Raw genomic sequence first — 19,102 nt, forward strand, 5'->3', positions numbered from 1 at the left:
CTGAGGCTTGATACGCAACCCCGCAGGGGCGCACAACGTTTGTGCGCGGCCTGGACGATCAAAAGGCGATTTGGGCGAAATTTATGCGGCGGGTCGTCGATTTTCTGCTGAATATGGAGGCCAAGCGGTGGCGCACCCTGGCCGTGACCCTGCTGCTGCTGGCGGGAATCATCGCCCTGTTCGCCCTGGGCAAGACGCAGCTGGCGTTGGGGGCGGAGGACCGGCTGGAGCATTGGCTGGCCGGATACCGCATCGGCCCGTGGGGGCTGGCGGCGGCGGTGCTGGTCTTCACTCTGTCGGCCTTCATCGGCGTGCCGCAGTTCCTGTTGATCGCCGCCTGTGTCGTGGCCTTCGGGCCGTGGTTCGGTTTTCTCTATAGCTGGATCGCCACCATCGCCTCGGCGGCCGTCACCTATTGGCTGGGGCGCGGGCCGACCGCGCGCACGCTGGAACGCTACGGCGGCGGGACGGTCGAGCGCATCCGCAAATTCGTCGGCCGCAACGCCTTTTCGGCCAGCTTCATCATCCGCAACGTGCCCTCGGCGCCCTTCATCGTCGTGAACATGGCGTTCGGCGCGGTGCGGGCGTCGTTCCCGGCCTATCTGGCGGGGTGCGCTTTAGGAGTGCTGCCCAAGACGGCGCTAGTCGCCTTTTTCGGCGGGTCGTTCATGGCGGCGGTCAGCGGCGATGGAATCTGGACGTCGGTGATCCTGGCGGCGGTCGCGGGCGTTTGGCTTGTATTGATGCTGGCGGTGCGCGAGTGGGTGAAGCGCCGCGAGGCTGCACGCAACCTGCAAGTGGATTGATCGGAGAACGACGATGCTGAAGCTCTATTATTCGCCCGGCGCTTGCGCCATCGCTTCGCACATCGGCCTGGAAGAGGCGGGAGCGGAGTATGTGATCGAGAAGATCGACCTGCGCGCCGGCCAGCAGCGCACGCCGGAGTATCTGGCCATCAACCCGGCGGGCGTGACCCCGGCCCTGCAGACCCCCAAGGGGGTGCTGACCCAGAACGGCGCCATCCTGGCCTATGTCGCCCAGACTCATCCGCACGCCCAACTGGCCGATCTGGACGATCCGTTCGAGTTTGCGCGGATGCAGGCCTTCAACGGCTGGCTGGCGTCGTCGCTGCACCCGGCGATCGGCAAGGCGCTGTTCTCCAAGCCGCCGTTGGAAGGCGATGCCAGGGACGAGGCCGTGCGGATTGCGCTCGAGAAATATGACCTGGCTGAGAATCATCTGCTGGCCGGTCCGTGGGTCATGGGCGAAGATCATTCGATGGCGGACGGTTATCTGCTGGTCTTCACGCGTTGGGCGCGTCAGGCGGGCCTTCTGGACAAGGCGCGTTTTCCGAAGCTGAACGCCCATCTGGACCTGGTGCAATCGCGCCCGGCCGTGCAGCGCGTGCTCCATGCCGAGGGCATCACGGCGGTCTGAGCCGCGAACCCGCAAGCGGGGCTGGAAAGCTTGAGCGGCAAGGCTTTCAAGCCTTGCCGTGACAAGCCTGTGATCGAGGAGTCATAGGCGCTTGCAATCCCCGCGGCATGAGGGCAAACGGGCCTGTAGTCGGCTCGGCGAAGACGGTCAGGACAGCTTTGCGATCAACGTGAAGCGGGGGTAGGGCGTCGCCACAGCGGACGAATGAAATTCACGCCCTTGCAGGCCCGAACTAAAGCGGTACCGACGCCCATGCTTTCACCCCTCTTCGGCATGATTTCCAATGACATCGCAATGGACCTGGGGACGGCCAACACCCTGATCTACATGCGCGGCAAGGGGATCGTCCTGAACGAGCCGTCGGTCGTCGCCCTGCGTAACGTCGGCGGCCGCAAGATCGTCCACGCCGTCGGTCTGGAAGCCAAGCAGATGCTGGGCCGCACCCCCGGCCACATGGAAGCCATCCGTCCGATGCGCGACGGGGTCATCGCCGACTTCGAAGTCGCCGAAGAGATGATCAAGCACTTCATCCGCAAGGTTCACAACCGCAAGGGCTTCGTGAACCCGAAGATGATCGTCTGCGTCCCGTCGGGCGCCACGGCCGTCGAGCGCCGCGCCATCAATGATTCCTGCCTGAACGCTTCGGCGCGTCGCGTCGGCCTGATCGACGAGCCGATGGCCGCCGCGATCGGCGCCGGCCTGCCGATCCACGAGCCGACCGGCTCGATGGTCGTCGACATCGGCGGCGGCACGACCGAAGTGGCCGTTCTGTCGCTGTCGGGCATCGTCTATTCGCGCTCGGTCCGCGTCGGCGGCGACATGATGGACGACGCCCTGATCGCCTATATGCGCCGCAACCATAACCTGCTGATCGGCGAAACGACCGCCGAACGCATCAAGAAGGACATCGGCACCGCCCGCATCCCGGCCGACGGCGAAGGCCTGTCGATCGAGGTCAAGGGCCGCGACCTGATGCAGGGCGTGCCGCGCGAAGTGAAGATGAGCGAGCGTCAGGCGGCTGAAGCCCTGGCCGAGCCGGTCTCGCAGATCGTGGAGGCCGTGAAGGTCGCCCTGGAGGCGACGCCGCCGGAACTGGCCGCCGACATCGCCGACAAGGGCATCATGCTGACGGGCGGCGGCGCCTTGCTGCGCGGCCTGGACGCCGAGATCCGCGACCACACGGGCCTGCCGGTGCAGGTGGCGGACGATCCGCTGTCGTGCGTCGCCATCGGCTGCGGCAAGGTGCTGGAGCACCCGTCGTGGATGAAGGGCGTCCTCGAGTCGTCGCTCTGAGACTGATCGGCCTGCCGCAGGCGCCGCATTCCTGAAAAGGAGCGGATTTCTGAGGCAGGCTAACGCTTTCGGCGGGCTTCGCCCCGCCGATTCCTAAGCTCTAGCAGGAAGGCTGGCCGTGGCGTTTCGCGACGGACCGTTCGAGAATCTGAAGGTGCCGCTGGCCTGGACGGCGGCGGTCATGGTCGTCGGCGGAATTGTCGCCGCGGTCATGCTTCTGCTCGCCGATCGGCCGCAACCGGCGGCTGCTGACCTGGAGCCCGCGCGCGCAGCCTTCGACAGCGCCGCCGGGACCACGGGCGGCGTTCTGGCCGCGCCCGTCCGCTGGGGCGGCGACGCCGTGGATTACGTCAAAGGCTATTTCTTCGCCGTGTCGGAGAACCGCCGCCTGCGCCGCGAACTGGCGGAGATGAGCGCCTGGCGCGACGACGCCCTGGCGCTGAAGAACCTCAACGCCCGTTACGAACAACTGCTGGGCCTGCAGACCGAGCCGCCCATCGCCATGACGGCCGGACGCGCCATCACCGACGCGCGCGGACCGTTCGCTCGGTCGCGCCTGCTGAACGTCGGCGCCGGCAAGGGCGTGCGCGTGGGCAATCCGGTGCTGAGCGAGCACGGACTGGTCGGCCGCATCTCGGGCGTCTCGGGCGCACACAGCCGCATGGTGCTGCTGACCGACGTGGCCTCGCGCATTCCGGTGATGGTGGAGCGCACAGACGCCCGCGCCATGCTGACCGGCGACGGCAGCCGCAGTCCGCGCCTCGACTATGTGCGCGGGCAGGGCTCTGTGCAGGAAGGCGACCGCATCCTGACCTCGGGCGACGGCGGCGGTTTCCCGCGCGGCCTGCCGGTCGGCGTCGTGGCCAAGGGCGTGGACGGCTCGTGGCGGGTCAAGCTGTACAGCGACCGCACGGCCATCGACTATGTGCGCGTCCTGCTGTTCCAGGACTTCAGCCAGCTGGCGGATCAGAACGCCCTGAACGCAGCCCCATTGGCCAGTCTGAACACGGCGCCGCCGCCGAACGCCGCCCAGGCCGCCGCTATTCAGGACGTGGCCACGCGCCGCGCCGCCGCCGCACAGGCCGCCGCAGAGCGCGTCCGCGCCGCCAACGCCGCTCCGCCTCCGACGCCGGTTGCGCCCGCGACTGCGACGCCGCCTCAGGCCCAGCCGACGCCGCGTCCCGCCGCGCCCCGGCCGGCCGCCGCCACGCCGCCGCAACCTTCGGCGCAGGCTCCGGCGCCGACCGCGCCTGACGGAGGTCGCGAGTGAGACGGACGATCACCGTGCGGATGGTCGGTCCGATGCAGTGGATCGGCTACCCGGCGCTGATCGCCGCTGCGGCCACCATCCTGTTCGCCATTCCGCTGCGCCTGTTCGGCCTGACCCTGCCCGAGCCGGTCTGGCCCATGGTTCTGGCCTTCGCCTGGCCGCTGATCCGTCCGTCCATGCTGGCGCCGGCGGTGCTGTTCGGTCTGGGCGTGTTTCTCGACTTCTTCTGGGGCGGCCAGACCGGCATGTGGGCGCTGAGCCTGCTGCTGATCTATGGTGCGATGCTGTTGGCGTCGAAGTATCTGGCGGGGCAGGCGACGATCGTCCTGTTCGCCCTCTATGTCGCTTCGACGGGCCTGGCCTTCGCGGTCGCCTATTTCGTGACGCGCGGCAGCCTTGGGAATGCTCCCAATCTGCTGGCTGTTATGGGGCAGATGATCCCGACGCTTCTGCTCTTCCCCCTGGCTGACTGGTTGATCGAGCGTTTCGACGACGCGGACGTGCGATTCCGATGAGCAGCGAACCGCATATCTTCTTTTCCGATGTGAACGAGCGGCAGGGCTCCTTCCTGCGGCGCACCATGCTGCTGGGCGGGGCGACGGTCGTGGGCGGGCTGGCCCTGGTCGGGCGCCTGGCGCATCTGCAGCTCTTCAAGTCGGAAGAGTTCGCCACCCTGGCGACGCGCAATCAGTTCAACTTCCGTCAGGTGCCGCCGCCGCGCGGCCTGATCAAGGACCGCAACGGCGTGGTCATCGCCGGGAACCGGCCCAGTTTCCGCGTCCTGGTCGTTCGCGACGAGACCAAGGATCTGGACCAGACGCTGGACCTGCTGGGCCAGCTGTTGCCGGACACTCTGGAGCGCCGCCGCACCATCATTCGCGAGGTCAACGCCGCGCCGCGTTTCTCGCCGGTTCCGGTCAAGAGCGACCTGACCTGGGAGGAGTTCTCCAAGGTCAATCTGCATGCGGCGGAACTGCCCGGCGTCATGGCCGACATGAACGAGGCCCGCTACTATCCGCACGGCGGCGCCTACGCCCACGTGGTCGGTTATGTAGCCAAGGTGTCCGACCGCGACGTGAAGGCGATCCGAGACAAGGGCGAACAGCCGCCGGCCATCCTGTTCAACCCCGGTTTCCGCATCGGGCGTCAGGGCATTGAACGATCGCTGGATCTGGACCTTCGCGGCGTCGAAGGCGGCAAGCGGGTCGAGGTCAATGCGCGCGGCCGCGTCGTGGCCGAGGATATCGCCGGATCGCGTCCGGCGGTTCAGGGTTCCGAGGTGGTGCTGACGCTGGACAACGATGTCCAGCAGCGTGCGCTCGAGGTGTTCGGCGAAGAGGCGGGCAGCATCGTCGTCATGGATGTGCGCAACGGCGACATTCTGGCCATGGTGTCGTCGCCGTCTTTCGATCCCAATCTGTTCGTGTCGGGCGTTCCGTCCAAGATCTATCGCGCCCTGGCGGACTATGAGCGCCGCCCGTTGCTGGACAAGGCGCTGAGCGGCACCTTCGCGCCGGGCTCGACGTTCAAGCCGATCGTCGGCCTGGCGGCGATGAAGCGGGGCCTGGATCCCAGCCGCCGCATCTTCTGCAACGGCAGCTTCTATCTGGGGCGCCGGTTCGCCTGCCTGGGGCGGCACGGGGCGTTGGATCTGCGCGGGGCCATCAAGGCCTCCTGCAACGTCTACTTCATGACCCTGGCGACCGAGATGGGGCCGGACGCCATCGCTGAGACGGCGCGGGACATGGGCTTCGGCCAGACCTTCGACATCGGCATTCCCGGCCAGAAGGCCGGGTTGGTGCCTGACCGCGAATGGCGGCGGAAGAATCCCGTGCGCGGCGACGGCAAATGGTACCCGGGCGAGAACCCCAGCTATGGCATCGGTCAGGGCGCTCTGACGGTGAACGCTCTGCAACTGGCGGTCTATACGGCGCGCGTCGCCAACGGCTCCAAGGCGGTGTCGCCGCGCCTGATCAAGTCGATCGGCGGGGTGGAGCAGGGCGGCAGCGCCTTCGCCGATCTGCCCTATGATCCGCAGATGCTGCAGGTTCTGCGCGACGGGATGGAGGCGGTGACGGCCGCCGGGGGCACGGGCTTCCGCAACAGCCAGCTGGGCCTAGGCACGGTCAAGATGGCCGGCAAGACCGGCACGGCCCAGGCGCGCAACTACGGCTCAGGCTCGCGCAAGGGCGCCGGACGTCCCTGGGACCAGAAGGACCACAACCTGTTCGTGGCCTATGCGCCGACGGATAATCCGCGTTACGCCGTCTCGGTCATCGTTCAGCACGGCGGTCTGGGCGGCGGCACGGCCGGCGCGCCGCGCGCGCGCGAGGTGATGAAGGTCGCCCTGCTGAAGGATCCGGAAATCCGCGCCCGCATCGAATCGGCAGGCTTTGAGGCCCAGGAGGACGCCGGCGCGCGCGAAGCCGAGGCGCGAGGCGAGCCGATCGACGGCGCTGGCGTCGGCGTCGACGTCGTCGCGCCGCCGCCCCTGACGGAGCCCGGACAATGACCGCATCCGCCCTGACCCGTCCCGGCGAACGCGATCGCCTGTCCAGCAAGTTCGCCGAGCTGGATTGGCGCGTCATCGGCTTGCTGTGCATCCTGGCCGGGATCGGCACGGCCATGCTGTATTCCATCGCGGGCGGCCACTGGCAGCCCTGGGCGGCCAAGCATCTGATCCGTTTCGGCGTCCTGCTGGTCGCCATGATCGGCATGGCCATGGTTCACCCCAAGTGGTGGTTCCATGCGGCCTATCCGCTGTACGGCGTGCTGCTTGTACTGGTGCTGATGATCGAGTTCACGCCGCTGGGCTATACGGCGGGCGGGGCCAAGAACTGGCTGAACCTGGGCTTCACCCGCATCCAGCCGGCCGAGTTCGTCAAGATCGGCCTCGTGCTGGCTCTGGCGCGTTGGTACCACGGCCATTCGGCGCAGGAGGCGCGCTGGTCATGGAAGCTGCTGATCCCCGTGGGGATGATCGGCGTGCCCTTCCTGTTGGTCGCCAAGCAGCCGGACTTGGGTTCGGCCATGATCATCGGCCTGACCGGCGCCGCCGTCATGTTCATGGCGGGACTGAGCTGGCGCGTCATCGCCGCCGCCGTGGCCGCCGCCGTGGCCGTCATTCCGCCCTTCGTCATGTTCGTGATGCACGACTATCAGCGCAACCGCGTGCTGACCTTCCTGAACCCGGAGGCCGACCCCTCCGGCACCGGCTACAACATCATCCAGTCGAAGATCGCCCTGGGTTCCGGCGGCCTGATGGGCAAGGGCTACGGCCTGGGCAGTCAGAGCCAGCTGGAGTTCCTGCCGGAACGCCATACGGACTTCATCTTCTCGACCGTGTCCGAAGAGTTCGGCTTCCTGGGCTCTTTCACCGTTCTGGCCTGCTATGTCGCGCTGATCCTGATCTCGCTGCGGATCGCGGCCCTGTCGCACAGCCATTTCGGCCGGATCAGCGCGGCCGGCATGACGGCCTTCCTGGCGCTGTTCGTGCTGATCAACGGGGCGATGGTGATGGGGTTGGCGCCGGTCGTGGGCGTGCCCATGCCGCTGCTGTCCTATGGCGGATCGACCATGATGACGGTGATGATCGGCTTCGGCCTGATCCTGTCGATGCGGGTGCATCGCTATGTCGAGCTGCCGAAGGGGCAGGGGCTGTTCTAATCGGCAGTAGGGGCGTTAGGCTGTCGTCATGACTGTTCAGACGCCCGAAGCCGAAGCCGCCGACATCCCAAAGGCCGATCCGGCCATGTTCTCCGACTGCGGCGACACGCCCTGTCCGCAACCTGTGCTGGCTGATCCGAAGAATGAGGCGGCGGTCCAGGCCGAGGGGTTGCGGATGCGCGACAACCCGGCCGAGTGGGCCTTCGTCCGCCTGTCCAAGCTGATCGAGGAGTTCGAGGCCAACCTCGACAAGGACGAAGAGATCGGCGCGCGCGTCGTCGGCTTGCCGGGCGATGGGGCCATGCAAATCATGGACGTGGGCTTCTGGGGCCCGGACCTGATCATGTTCTTCGGCCGCAACGCTGACGGCAAGCCGGTGCGCCTGATCCAGCACTACAGCCAGATCAATGTGGTGCTCAGCGCCATGAAGAAGCCGGAGGAGCGCGAGGCGCGCCGTATCGGCTTCCAGCTCAGCGAGATGGTCGAGAAGACCAACCCGAAATAGCGCCTGAACGCGCTGTGACGCCTAGAGCGTCGCCGCCCAGTCGGTGGCGCGGATCAGGCTGTCGATGATGCCGGGCTCGCTGGAGGCGTGGCCGGCGTCGCCGATGATGTCCAGCTTGGCCTCGGGCCAGGCGCGATGCAGGGACCAGGCGCCCGAGATCGGCGTCACCACGTCGAAGCGCCCTTGCGCGATCCAGCAGGGGATATGGCGGATGGTCTCGATGTTCTCGAGGATCCAGTGCTCGCTGTCGAAGAAGCCGCCGTTGGTGAAGTACCAGTTCTCGATGCGGGCGAAGGCCACGGCGAAGTCGGGATCGGCGAACTTGTCGGGCTTGCCTGACGGGCCCTGGATGCTGACGGTCTCGCCCTCCCAGGTCGCCCAGGCCACGGCGCAGCGGTTGCGTTCCTCCACGTCGTCGCCGGTCAGGCGCTTGTAGTAGGCGGCCATCAGGTCGCCACGCTCGGCCTCGGGGATGGGCGCCAGGAAGCGCTCCCAAGCGTCAGGGAAGATCATCGAGGCGCCGTCCTGATAGAACCAGTGCAACTCCTTCTTCGTCAGCAGGAAGATGCCGCGCAGCAGCAGGGCCAGGCATCGATCCGGATGCTTGATGGCGTAGGTCATCGACAGGGTCGAACCCCACGACCCCCCGAACACCACCCATTTGTCGATGCCCAGCATTTCGCGCAAGCGCTCGATATCGGCGACCAGATCCCAGGTGGTGTTGTTCTCAAGCGAGGCGTTCGGCCGCGACAGACCGCAGCCGCGCTGGTCGAACATGACGACGCGGTACTTGGCCGGGTCGAAATAGCGCCGCATCCCCGGATTGACCGCCCCGCCGGGGCCGCCGTGCAGGACGATGACCGGCACGCCGTGCGGATTGCCGCTTTCCTCGTAGTAGATCTCATGGACGCTGTCGGTCTGCATCCAGCCCGAGGCGTAGGCTTCGATTTCCGGGTAGAGGTCGCGGCGGAGCGTGTCGTTCACGGAAAACATGCGTGGACCCTGTTCAGCTGAAGATCAAACGTTCGTCGGGGAGGGCTTGAGAGCGGCGGCGACGATCAGGCACCAGGCCGCGATCATCATGACTCCGCCGACTGGGGCGATGGCTCCCATTGCGGGAAGGCTCAACAGGCCGATCATGGCCAGGGCCAGGCAGAAGACCAAGCCGCCGCCGCTGGCCAGCCATCCCGCCAGCCGGGCCAAGCGTCCGCCGCTGTTCCATAGCGCCAGCGCCACGGCCAGGGCCGCATGGACCATCTGATACTGGCCGCCTGTGGTCAGCAGGGTTTTGACGGCAGGTGCAGCGCCGTGAGCCGCAAAGGCGCCCAGCGCTACGGCCATGGCGCCGTTGAACCCGGCGAAGACGAGAAGGTTGCGGTCGGGACTCATGGTTTATGTCTAGACCACAAATCGAGGGAAGTCTGCTATGGCGCGCCATGACGTCCGCCCCGCGCATGGCCCTGCAATACGTTCTGCTGTTCGGCGCCAGCGGGGTGACGCTTCCGTTCGCGGGCCTGTGGTTCCGAAGTCAGGGGCTGAGCGGGACGCAGATCGGCGTGCTGCTGGCGATTCCCATGCTGGCGCGGGCGCTGACTGGGCCGCTGATCGCCGTCTGGGCCGACGGCTTCACGCATCGGCGCTCGCCGATCGCCCTGCTGGGGCTGGCCATGGCTGCCGGCTATGGCGGGGCGGGGCTGGTTCAGGGGATCGTCCCCTGGGCTGTCTTCTGGCTGATCGGAGCGTCGGCGGCGGCGGCTCTGATCCCGCTCAGCGACGTGCTGACGCTGAAAGTCGCGCGACGCGAAGGCTTTCCCTTCTCCCTCCCGCGCGGGTGCGGCTCGGCGGCCTTCGTTATCGCCAACGTCGTCATGGGGGTGCTGCTGACGCGGACATCGACGGATGTGGTGATCGTCTGGGCGGTCTCGGCCTCGCTTCTGATCGCGGTGACGGCGTGGCGGTTTTTGCCGGCGGAGCGGGTAGGCGAGGACGGGCCATTATCCGGTTTCGAGCGCTTTAGAGGGTTGGGGCGGCTGGCGGCGGATCCCGTGTTCATGACGGCCATCTTCGCCGTGGGAGCAGTACAGGCGGCCCACGCCTTCTATTATGGTTTCTCCGCCATTCTCTGGCGGGCGCAGGGCGTGGCCGAAAGCATGACGGGCCTGTTGTGGGCCTTTTCCGTCATGGTCGAGATCGGCTTCATGTGGGTGGTCGAGCCATGGCGCCGAAAGAGAGGAATCGGCCCGTGGTTCATCCTGGCCTTGGGCGCAGGCGCTGCCGTGTTGCGCTGGACGGCAATGGCCTTCGCCCCGCCGCTGTGGCTGTTGTGGCCGTTGCAGGCTTTGCACGCCCTGACGTTCGCAGCCACCTTTCTGGCGGGTGTGCAGATTGTGGAGCGCCTGTGCCCGCCCGACAATCATACGGCGGCTCAGACGTTAAGTTCGGCGCTGTCTGCGGGGGTGCTGATCGGGCTGGCGACCTTGGCTGGCGGACCGTTGTACGATGCTTTCGGCCCGCGCGCCTACCTGGCCATGGCGGGGCTGGCGCTGGTCGGCGGAGTGACGGGGGTGGTGTTGGCGCGGCGGCTGGAGATCTCAGGCCGCGCTTGAACGGGGCAAGGGGGTGAGGTGGCGCGCCATTGCCGAGGCGGTGGTCTTGATCGCGGTCCGCACGGCGTCTTCCGTCGCTTCGTCGGGGATACGCAGGAGGCCGATAGAGGGCGAGTTCAGGCTGTCTGGCAGATCGGCCAGGACGCGATACAGAATATAGCTGCCCTGGTCGTCTTCTGCGTCGGACGCGGCGAGAACGGACAGGCCTGCCGCGGTCAATTCTCGTGACATTTCGGCGATCGGCGCGGTGACGCGCGCCACGCCGGGCCCGGTTTCATCCAGCCGGCCGGAACCGTCTAGACGGCGGTTTTCCGCGCGCATCTGAAGACGGAAGTCTCCGGAATGGATCGTGCGGCCGATCAGCAGCAGGGCGCCGCAGTTTCGGGCCTTCAGCGCGGCGATGAGGCGCTCGGCCAGGGCTTCGCCGTCGGCGTCGCCTGAAATCGGCTGAGTGCGGGCGCCGGGAGGGCTCCACGGCTCGCCTGACAAGTCCTCGACTAAATCCCAGGTCGGATAGGAGGGATTCCAGACGCAGATGGCGATGACAGGGCGTCGATCAGGACGGTTGCTGGAATCCGTGTCCACCAAGGGGCGTGGCTCCTATACGTCGGGATGGCGCGGGGCCCCTCGACCGTGCGGGTAAAAACGTCGTGAGGTCAAGTCTCAAGCCGCAGCGGGGACTCAGCTGAGATCGCCGATAGCGGCGTCCAGCAACATGAAGGCCCGGCCTTCGTCGGTCGCTAGGCGCGCCTGGATATCGTGGGCGTCGCCGCGATCGGCCTGAAGACTCAGCCCACGGGCGAAGGCGCGGACGTAGGCCTCGGCGTCGGCGCGCAAGGCGTCGTCGCCTAGGACGCGCCGCGAAACGCTGCGCACGGCGGCGGGGGCGACGCGGCGCACGATCTGGCGTGCGCGAGACGGGTCACGCGCGGCGAAGGCATGAGCCGTTTCCTCGATACGCGGACGCGGCAATAAGGCGTTGGGATCCACGCCCATGCGGCGGATAGCATCGGTGATCCGAGCCGCCAGAGCGTCGATCTGTTCGGGCGACGCGATGGGAGCGGACAGGTTCAGCGGGTCTTCCGGCATAGATGCGCCGTCTTGGCCGGCCGGGACGTTCCAGTCCAGATCGGCGGGAGCGTCATGGCGCGTCGCCGGGGCCGCAGGCGCATGGGGGGGCGACGGACGCGCGGTCGGCGCGACGGGAATCGCTTCGATCTCGCCCGCGGGCGCGTTCTGCGGACGCAGTCGGCCGCGCAGGCCGTCTTGCGTGCGTTCGGCGGGCGGGCGAGTGGCGCTGTCGGCGGCTTGAGAGGCAGCCTGGGGGCGGCGGCGCGAAAGGCCGCCTTCGCCGGACACGGAGCCCATCAGGCGCACGGCCTCGGTCAGCATGTCGTAGTTGCGTCGCACGCGCTCCTGGAAGCCCGACTCCAAGGCTTCGGTGTCCTCAGCCGCCTTGCGTGAGGCGGCGTTGAGCGCCGTCAGGCCGTTCTCGACGGCGGCGCGGACAGAATCCACGCGCGCCTGGGCTTCCTGGGGCAGGCGGCTGGCGCGTTCGTCCATGTCGGATACCGCCTGCTCGACCTGAGACAGGGCTTCGGTCACGCGGGCCAGCGTGTTCTGCAGACTGTCGATCAGTCGTTCGCCGGTCAGATCGACCATTTCGGCGGTCTGGCTGACGATGCGGCGAGCGCCGTCGATGCGCGCTTCAGCGGCGGCGTCCGCCTGTTGAGCGGCGTCGAACAGGGATTGGCCGAGACGGTCGGCGCGGATCTGGGCCTGTTCGATGGCGGCGTCGGCGGCGATGCGTTGATCGTCGGCGGTGGCCTGAAGAGCGGCCAGCGCACGGCGCGTCTCTTCGACCAGCAGATCGCGGGATTCGGCGGACAGGGTCTCGAACCGATCCAATGCCAGTTTGGTGGCGTGGTCGAAGCCGTCGGCTTCGCGCTGCGACATCTGGACCAGGGCCTGGAACTGATCGACCACGGCCTCGACCTGGGCCTTGATCGCCTGGGCCGCATCGCCGCCCCGTTGGGTCAGGTCGTCAGCGGCGGAGCGGGTTTGAGACAGGTGATCCAGCAACTGGGCGCGCTGGCTCTCGATCTGGGCCGAGAAGTCTTCCTGATCGGTGCGCAGGGCGTAGGCGGCGGTGACCAGGGCGGCGCGTTGCTGGCCCAGGCCTTCCTCAACGGATTGAATCTGTTCGGCTACACCAGAGCCGGCCGTCTCCAGCCGCAGGGTCTGGCGAGCCAGGTCGTCGGCGGCGGCGCGCGCTGCGTCCTGGGCTTCATTGGCGGCGGCGGCCAGGTCTGCGGCGCGGGCCGCCAGGGCGGCCTCAGCCTCGCGTAACTGGGTCTGGGCCAGGTCCGAGGCGTCGGCGACCATGCGCGACTGGCGCTCGACTGTTTCGACCACGGTCGAAGTCTGGGCTTCCAGACGTCCGCTGAGGCCGTGCATCTGTTCGCGTTCGACGGACATCTGCTCGGTCAGCTTGCGCGCCGTACCGCCAGCGCGTTCGGCCGCTTCATTCAGCAGGGTCGTTTCCTTGGCCAGGGCCTCGCGCAGCAGGGCCATGTCGTTGCGCGCGCGTTCGGCCGCCTGGGCCGCCTGGTTGATGTCGTCGCGCAGGGTGGTCAACACCTGGCCGGCTTCGTTGGCGGCCAGGGCGGCCGGACCGACCAGGGCGTCGGCCATGTCTCGCGCACGACGGGTTTCCTGGGCCAGACCGGCGCCTTGGCGCACGGCGTGGGCCAACAGGATCGACAACCCGACCGGAGCCAGCAGGATCAGGGCGTAAACGGCCAGACGAAGCGGGTCGATCTCCATCATGCCTGAGCCCAGTTCATAGGCGAACCAGGACGCGAGGCCGCCGACCCACAGGGCGGAAGCCAGGCCGGCGATCAGATAGGCGTGATTGCCGCCGCCCTTTGCAGGTTTGCTGCGCGAATCGGCGGGGACCGGCAGGGGCGCCTGTTCGATCGTGGCGGGCGGGGCGTCGGCCGACTCGCCGAGGATGGCCAAGGTGCGCGCAGCCTTCTCTGCTTCGGCGGCGCGCTGTTCGGCGATAGCCTGCTGCTCGGCTAGGCGACGACGCTGGCGTTCGGACATGGGGCGTGCCGGGGCGCGCTCCGATTCCGGCGAGGTCGAGGTCTCCAACTCTGCCGGATGGGGCAAGTCGTCTGCTTCGGGCGCGAGGACGGGCGCCTCATTTGAAGAAGCGGGCTCGGGATCGGTCAGATTGAGCGGCGGCCGATGGCTGGATTTCATGGGCGTCGATCTCGATTACTGGTCGCCTGGAGACGCGGGCGAGGTCGCATGCGGACCGACCCTAACGACTGGATCGAAAGGCGAAAAGGCTGGAGAGCGCATTATCCGGGCCGAAGGCGCAGCTTCACCGGACGGAAGTTGTGGATCAGCAGGAGGCGGGGGCGTTGACGTGGATGTGCGTCGAAGGCGCGTCAGCGCACTTTTTTTCGACCCGCTGAATCTCGCGTTCCGACTTCTTGGGCGAGCTCAGATCGACCCCGAACTGCGACAGCGCAACCGCAGCGAGCAGGGCGATAAGGCCGATCACCATTTCGATCAGAGCTTGCATGGGGCGCAATATGACAGATCACGGTTCCGGCGACAATGCGGCGAAGTAATGAAGCGTCGCCATTGACCCTGGTGATGCGGAAATGGAACGATCCTGTACTGATCGACATCTGCATCAAGGGGCCGAGTATCAGGCCGTCACGCGAATCGGTCATTGGAGGCTCATGCGGCCAGATCGTTCCTATGAAGGCAGTCTGATCGGACCTGGTCCCGGGGTGTGGCGCGCCGCGCCCGCGCATCGGCTCGCGCCTCTGATGGAGAACAAGGCTTATTTCGACGCCCTGTCGTCGGCCCTGCACAAGGCGAAGCGGTCGGTCCTGATCCTGGGCTGGCAGTTTGATCCACGCACGCGTCTGAATCCTGAGGGGCCGCTGACCGACCGCCGGGCTGAGATCGGCCATCAGTTGAAGGCTCTGGTGCGTCACAAGCCCGACTTGGACGTGCGCCTGTTGATCTGGCGCTCGCCGCTGCTGATCGCGGCGTCGCAAGGCTTCTATCCGCACAAGGCTCAGCGTTGGTTCCGCCGGCGCATTGTCGAGTTCCGGCTGGATGGGCCGGGCATCCTGGGCGCCTGCCACCATCAGAAGGTGGTGGTGATCGACAATCAGATCGCCTTCTGCGGCGGCGGCGACATCTCGACCGACCGCTGGGACACCGAAGAGCATTTCTCGGGCGATCCGCGTCGGTGCGAGCCGACGGGCGTCATCCCTGCGCCCCGGCACGAAGTCATGTGCGTGATGGACGGCCCGGCGGCGCAGGCTCTGGGCGAACTGGCGCGCGAGCGGTGGAGGCGGGCCACCGGCGAGGTGCTGGAAGTCTCCATGCCGCGCGGCGGCGACGCCTGGCCCGACGGCGTGGAGCCGGCTTTGCAGAACGTCCCTGTCGCCATCTCCCGCACGGAACCGCAGGTGCGGGGCCGACCGGAGGTGCGCGAGAACGAGGCCTTGCACCTGGAGGCCATCCGGCGGGCGCGCTCGCTGATCTATATGGAGAACCAGTATTTCACCTCGCCCCTGCTGGCGGCGGCGCTTGCTGCGCGGCTAGACGAGCCGGACGGGCCTGAAGTGGTGCTGGTCTCGACCGGCCGCAGCCCCAGCTGGTTTGACGGCCTGACCATGGATACCGCGCGCGCCGAAGTGCTCTACCGGCTGGAACAGGCGGACCGGCATGATCGCTTCACCGCCTTCTATCCGGTGACGGACGAGGGCGAGCGCATCATCGTCCACGCCAAGATGACCATCGTCGACGACAAGCTGCTGCGGATCGGGTCCAGCAATCTGAACAATCGTTCGATGGGGTTGGATACGGAGTGCGACGTCTCGGTCGAGGCTGAGACGGAAGAACAGCGCGAGGTGATCCAGCGTTTCCGCCGTCACTCGCTCGGTCATTTCATCGGCGTGTCAGGCGAAGCTTTCGCCGAGGCTGAGACCCTGCTGGGTTCAGTCGGGCAGGCGATTCAGACCTTCGGCCATGAGCGTATGAAGCCGCTGGGCGCGACCGAGCCGACGCGGGTCGAGCGGATGTTCGCCGAGTGGCAGTTCGGCGATCCGGTGTCGTCCACCGACGCCTGGCGGCCATGGAAGCGGCTGAATCGCTCGCACCGTACCCGGCCCAGGTCAGAGGGCGGTCAGGCGCCGGGTTGACCCTTGGGTTGATCGATTTCGAAGTCGATGATCAGCGGCAGGTGGTCCGAAGCGGCTCGCGCCAGGGGCGATGACGGCGTGCGGACGCCGGTCACGCGGATTTCGCGGCTGACGAAGCAGTGGTCGATGCGAATGGCCGGGAATGTGGACGGAAAGGTCTTGATCGAGGGCTTCAGCCCCAGCCGCCGCTGGGCGTCGTCCAGCCGCCGGGTCAGGGCCTGGTAGGGGCGGGTGATGGAGGTGGCGTTGAAGTCGCCGGTCAGGATGGTCGGCCCGTCGCACATCGGATCACCCAGCCAGTCCCGACCGATCAGGGCCGCGACCTGAAGCCGCTGCTCGCGCGGGACCAGGCCAAGGTGGGTGTTCATGATGTTGACGACCACGCCGTCGAAGTCGACCGCCGACCACAGGGCGCCGCGCGGCTCCAGTCCCTTGAGGCCAGGCAGGGTGGGCAGGGCGGCGGCGCGCACCAGCCGCTCGGGCCGGTGGGTCAGGATGGCGTCGCCGTAAAGCTCGGCCTCGACCTTCATGGCGGGATGGAACTGCACGCTCATGGCCAGGCGCTGGGCGATGGAGTCAGCCTGATCGACCCAGCCGGTGCGGGCGCGGCCGACGTCCAGCTCCTGCAAGCAGACGACATCCGGCTCATGCTCGGCGATGACGTCGGCGATGCGGTTCACGTCCAGCTTGCGGTCGACGCCGACGCAGCGATGGACGTTGTAGGTCAGAAGTCTCGGCATGAATTCCTTGCCCGCGATCGCAGCGACTGTCGCGCCTCAATGCGGCGGTCGCGAGGCCCCGATAGCGATCCTGATAACCGGACTAGATGACAACCAGCTTGTCGGGGATCTCGTTTTCATCAGCGGGCTTGGGCGGAAAGCGTTCCGTCAGAACCTGACCGCACAGGGCGATGGCCTTTTCGAAGCCCTCGACCGGCTGGTCACGCCGCAGGGCGCCGGTCAGGGCGGCCACGGCGTCGGCCCAGACTTCGGGACTGACGCAGGAGTGGATGCCCTCGTCGGCCACGACCTCGACCTGATGATCGGCCAGGGCGGCGAAGATCAGGACGCCGGTGCGCGCCTCGGTGACGTGCAGGCCGTGCGCCAGGAACTGCTGCATGGCGGCGCGGCGAACGCGCGTGCGGCGCAGGGCGGCGGGTGTCAGAAGCCGCCGCACCGCCGGGATCAGAGACAGCAGGAAGACGGCCACGAAGACGCCCGCCTGCACCAGTCCATAGGCCGCCAGGGCGCGTCCGATCTCGGCCGAGGCGGCGGGCGTGTGGGCGATCTCCCAACCGCCGCCGAACGTCAGCCAGTCGCCGTTGAAGCCGAGTGGAATCAAGCCCAGCGGCAGAAGCAAGGCCGCAGCGGCCGCCCAGCCCAGGCTGACGTCGCGATAGGAGGACACCTGCCGGGCCACGACGCAGAAGATCTCGCCGGAGGTGTTCGCCTCGGCCTGGGCGATGGCCTGAGCCACCCTTGCGTGGTCGTCGTTCGTGAACTGCATCACCATCCCCCCGAGGCGCCGCCGCCGCCGAAGCCGCCGCCGCCTCCGCCGAAACCACCGCCGCCGAATCCGCCGCCGCCGCCCCAGCCTCCACCGCCGCCCCAGCCGCCGCGATCATCGTCGTCGCGGTTGCGCAGAGCCTCGCTGGCGGCCCAGATCAGGATGGGCGACAGGCCGTCGCCGCGGCCGCGCCGCTTGCGGCCGCCCGCCGCGGCGCCGACCATGCTGAAGAAGATGAAGGCGAACACCAGCAGGATGACGATGGCGGGCAGGACCGGCTTGGTCGTCGCGGTCGCCGCGCTCTTGGCCTCTTCGGCGCGCGCCTGGGCCTCGGCCGGGTCGGCGGTCAGCTGGGTGATGATGGAATCGGTCCCGGCGATGATGCCGGCGGCGTAGTCGCCCTGGCGGAAGGCCGGCAGAATGTCGTTGCGGATGATGAGCGAGGAATAGGCGTCGGTCAGCACGCCCTCCAGCCCATAGCCGACCTCGATCCGCACCTTGCGCTCGTTCGGCGCGACGATCAGCAGGGCGCCGCCGTCGTTTTCCTTCTGACCGATGCCCCAGTGACGGCCCAGCTGATAGCCGAAGTCCTCGATCTCCTGATCCTGAAGCGAGGGCAGGGTGACGACGACCAACTGATCGCCGGTCTGCTGTTCCAGCGTCGCCAGCTTGCCGGTCAGGGCCTGTTCCTGTTCGGGCGTCAACAGTTGGGCGTCATCGACCACCCGCCCGCTCAGGGTCGGAAACTTGATCTCGGCGGCCAGGCCGGCGCCGGGCAGGGCGGCCAGCCACAGGACGAGGCCCAGCAGCAGCGCGGGCAGGCCCCGCGCCGCGCCTTCCCTCGGGGCGAGGGCGGAAGGGTTCATTTCAGGCTTACTGCGCCGCCGGGGCGGGCGCGGCCGCGGGCGGCGTGGATCCCGGCGCGGCGCTGGGGGCGGGCGCGCCGCCGCCGGGCTGGGCGCCGAGGTCGAAGTTTACCGTTGGCGCGGATTGAGCCTCGGCCGTGGCGGTGAACAACTGCATGGGCTTGGAACCGCCGTGCAGGGTCTTGGCCCAGATCACGCTGGGGAAGGTGCGCAGCGTCGTGTTGTAGTCGCGCACGGCCTCATTGTAGTCGCGGCGCGCCACGGAAATGCGGTTTTCGGTGCCTTCCAGCTGCGATTGCAGGGTCAGGAAGTTCTGGTTGGCCTGAAGCTGGGGATAGGCTTCGACCGTCACCAGCAGCCGCGACAGGGCGCTGGAAAGCTCGCCTTGCGCTTGCTGATACTGCTGGAAGGCGGCGGCGTTATCGAGATTGGAGGCGTCGATGTTGACGCTGGTGGCCTTGGCGCGGGCCTCGATCACCTGGGTCAGGGTGGTGCGTTCCTGAATGGCCGCGCCCTGGACGGTGGCGACCAGGTTCGGCACCAGGTCGGCGCGGCGCTGATACTGGCTCTGGACATCGGCCCAGGCGGCCTCGGCGCGCTCCTGCTTGGTCGGAATGGTGTTGTAGCCGCAGGCGCCCACGGCGGGGGCCAGGACGACGACAGCGGCGACGGCCGCGATGCGAGGCGAGAAACCAGCCATGAAGAAGCTCCTGCGG

19 protein-coding genes are annotated in these 19,102 nt (G+C 67.6%); 10 read left to right on the top strand and 9 right to left on the bottom strand.

The genetic code is table 11. The features are described from left to right. Positions 1-83: 83 nt before the first annotated feature. The 8 genes from ABC419_RS08270 to ABC419_RS08305 all read left to right on the top strand — a co-directional run bounded on the left by ABC419_RS08270 (position 84) and on the right by ABC419_RS08305 (position 8,171). The gene (locus ABC419_RS08270; protein ID WP_165906513.1) at positions 84-806 is read left to right on the top strand and encodes a TVP38/TMEM64 family protein; all 723 of its coding nucleotides are present in this window, start codon (positions 84-86) and stop codon (positions 804-806) included. Between the two features lie 13 nt (positions 807-819). Further along, positions 820-1,437 (top strand): glutathione S-transferase family protein, encoded by a 618-nt coding sequence (locus tag ABC419_RS08275; protein WP_125899841.1) that lies wholly within the window; start codon positions 820-822, stop codon positions 1,435-1,437. A 252-nt stretch (positions 1,438-1,689) separates the two neighbouring features. Beyond that, positions 1,690-2,730 (top strand): rod shape-determining protein, encoded by a 1,041-nt coding sequence (locus ABC419_RS08280; RefSeq protein ID WP_003164688.1) that lies wholly within the window; start codon positions 1,690-1,692, stop codon positions 2,728-2,730. A 118-nt stretch (positions 2,731-2,848) separates the two neighbouring features. After that, a complete protein-coding gene (gene mreC, locus ABC419_RS08285; RefSeq protein ID WP_412877758.1) occupies positions 2,849-4,000 on the top strand; it encodes a rod shape-determining protein MreC in 1,152 nt (383 codons plus the stop codon). 20 nt (positions 4,001-4,020) lie between these two features. Continuing rightward, positions 4,021-4,515, top strand: coding sequence for a hypothetical protein (locus tag ABC419_RS08290; protein ID WP_003164690.1), 495 nt, complete (start codon positions 4,021-4,023; stop codon positions 4,513-4,515). Continuing rightward, entirely contained in the window at positions 4,512-6,512 is a 2,001-nt protein-coding gene (gene mrdA / locus ABC419_RS08295) for a penicillin-binding protein 2 (RefSeq protein WP_125899843.1), read from the top strand. Before ABC419_RS08290 ends, mrdA begins: the two co-directional genes overlap by 4 nt. Beyond that, entirely contained in the window at positions 6,509-7,666 is a 1,158-nt protein-coding gene (gene rodA / locus ABC419_RS08300; RefSeq protein WP_046653517.1) for a rod shape-determining protein RodA, read from the top strand. The genes mrdA and rodA overlap by 4 nt, the downstream gene beginning before the upstream one ends. 28 nt (positions 7,667-7,694) lie before the next feature. Then, positions 7,695-8,171: a DUF6173 family protein gene (locus ABC419_RS08305; protein ID WP_368922392.1), complete on the top strand. Its 477-nt coding sequence runs from the start codon at positions 7,695-7,697 to the stop codon at positions 8,169-8,171. A gap of 21 nt (positions 8,172-8,192) precedes the next feature. On the opposite strand, the gene pip is transcribed toward ABC419_RS08305, so the two are convergent. Both pip and ABC419_RS08315 read right to left on the bottom strand, forming a co-directional pair. Further along, entirely contained in the window at positions 8,193-9,164 is a 972-nt protein-coding gene (gene pip, locus ABC419_RS08310; protein WP_412877757.1) for a prolyl aminopeptidase, read from the bottom strand. 24 nt (positions 9,165-9,188) lie between these two features. Beyond that, the gene (locus ABC419_RS08315) at positions 9,189-9,560 is read right to left on the bottom strand and encodes a DUF423 domain-containing protein (protein WP_412877756.1); all 372 of its coding nucleotides are present in this window, start codon (positions 9,558-9,560) and stop codon (positions 9,189-9,191) included. 47 nt (positions 9,561-9,607) lie between these two features. Between ABC419_RS08315 and ABC419_RS08320 the strand changes: the two genes are divergently transcribed. After that, positions 9,608-10,777, top strand: coding sequence for an MFS transporter (locus ABC419_RS08320; RefSeq protein ID WP_412877755.1), 1,170 nt, complete (start codon positions 9,608-9,610; stop codon positions 10,775-10,777). Here the strand turns inward: ABC419_RS08320 and ABC419_RS08325 are convergent. From ABC419_RS08325 to ABC419_RS08335, 3 genes are all read right to left on the bottom strand, one after another. Beyond that, positions 10,763-11,362 carry a hypothetical protein gene (locus ABC419_RS08325; RefSeq protein ID WP_125899920.1) on the bottom strand — a complete coding sequence of 200 codons (600 nt, stop codon included), beginning with the start codon at positions 11,360-11,362 and terminating at the stop codon, positions 10,763-10,765. The genes ABC419_RS08320 and ABC419_RS08325 overlap by 15 nt on opposite strands. A gap of 96 nt (positions 11,363-11,458) precedes the next feature. Further along, the gene (locus ABC419_RS08330; protein ID WP_412877754.1) at positions 11,459-14,044 is read right to left on the bottom strand and encodes a tipN; all 2,586 of its coding nucleotides are present in this window, start codon (positions 14,042-14,044) and stop codon (positions 11,459-11,461) included. A gap of 145 nt (positions 14,045-14,189) precedes the next feature. Beyond that, complete coding sequence (locus ABC419_RS08335; RefSeq protein WP_125899849.1) at positions 14,190-14,372, bottom strand: hypothetical protein; 183 nt, start codon at positions 14,370-14,372, stop codon at positions 14,190-14,192. Between the two features lie 163 nt (positions 14,373-14,535). Between ABC419_RS08335 and ABC419_RS08340 the strand changes: the two genes are divergently transcribed. Further along, positions 14,536-16,014 carry a phospholipase D-like domain-containing protein gene (locus ABC419_RS08340; protein WP_412878771.1) on the top strand — a complete coding sequence of 493 codons (1,479 nt, stop codon included), beginning with the start codon at positions 14,536-14,538 and terminating at the stop codon, positions 16,012-16,014. On the opposite strand, the gene ABC419_RS08345 is transcribed toward ABC419_RS08340, so the two are convergent. The 4 genes from ABC419_RS08345 to ABC419_RS08360 form a co-directional block, all read right to left on the bottom strand. Continuing rightward, positions 15,999-16,754: an endonuclease/exonuclease/phosphatase family protein gene (locus ABC419_RS08345; protein WP_412877752.1), complete on the bottom strand. Its 756-nt coding sequence runs from the start codon at positions 16,752-16,754 to the stop codon at positions 15,999-16,001. The genes ABC419_RS08340 and ABC419_RS08345 overlap by 16 nt on opposite strands. Before the next feature lie 82 nt (positions 16,755-16,836). Next, positions 16,837-17,520, bottom strand: coding sequence for a TPM domain-containing protein (locus ABC419_RS08350; RefSeq protein ID WP_412877751.1), 684 nt, complete (start codon positions 17,518-17,520; stop codon positions 16,837-16,839). After that, on the bottom strand, positions 17,520-18,386 hold the full coding sequence (locus ABC419_RS08355; protein ID WP_412877750.1) for a TPM domain-containing protein: 867 nt from the start codon (positions 18,384-18,386) through the stop codon (positions 17,520-17,522). Before ABC419_RS08355 ends, ABC419_RS08350 begins: the two co-directional genes overlap by 1 nt. A gap of 7 nt (positions 18,387-18,393) precedes the next feature. Continuing rightward, on the bottom strand, positions 18,394-19,086 hold the full coding sequence (locus tag ABC419_RS08360) for a LemA family protein (protein WP_087139498.1): 693 nt from the start codon (positions 19,084-19,086) through the stop codon (positions 18,394-18,396). Positions 19,087-19,102: the final 16 nt, after the last annotated feature.

It is taken from the genome of Brevundimonas phoenicis (genome assembly GCF_047237745.1).
GTDB lineage: Bacteria > Pseudomonadota > Alphaproteobacteria > Caulobacterales > Caulobacteraceae > Brevundimonas.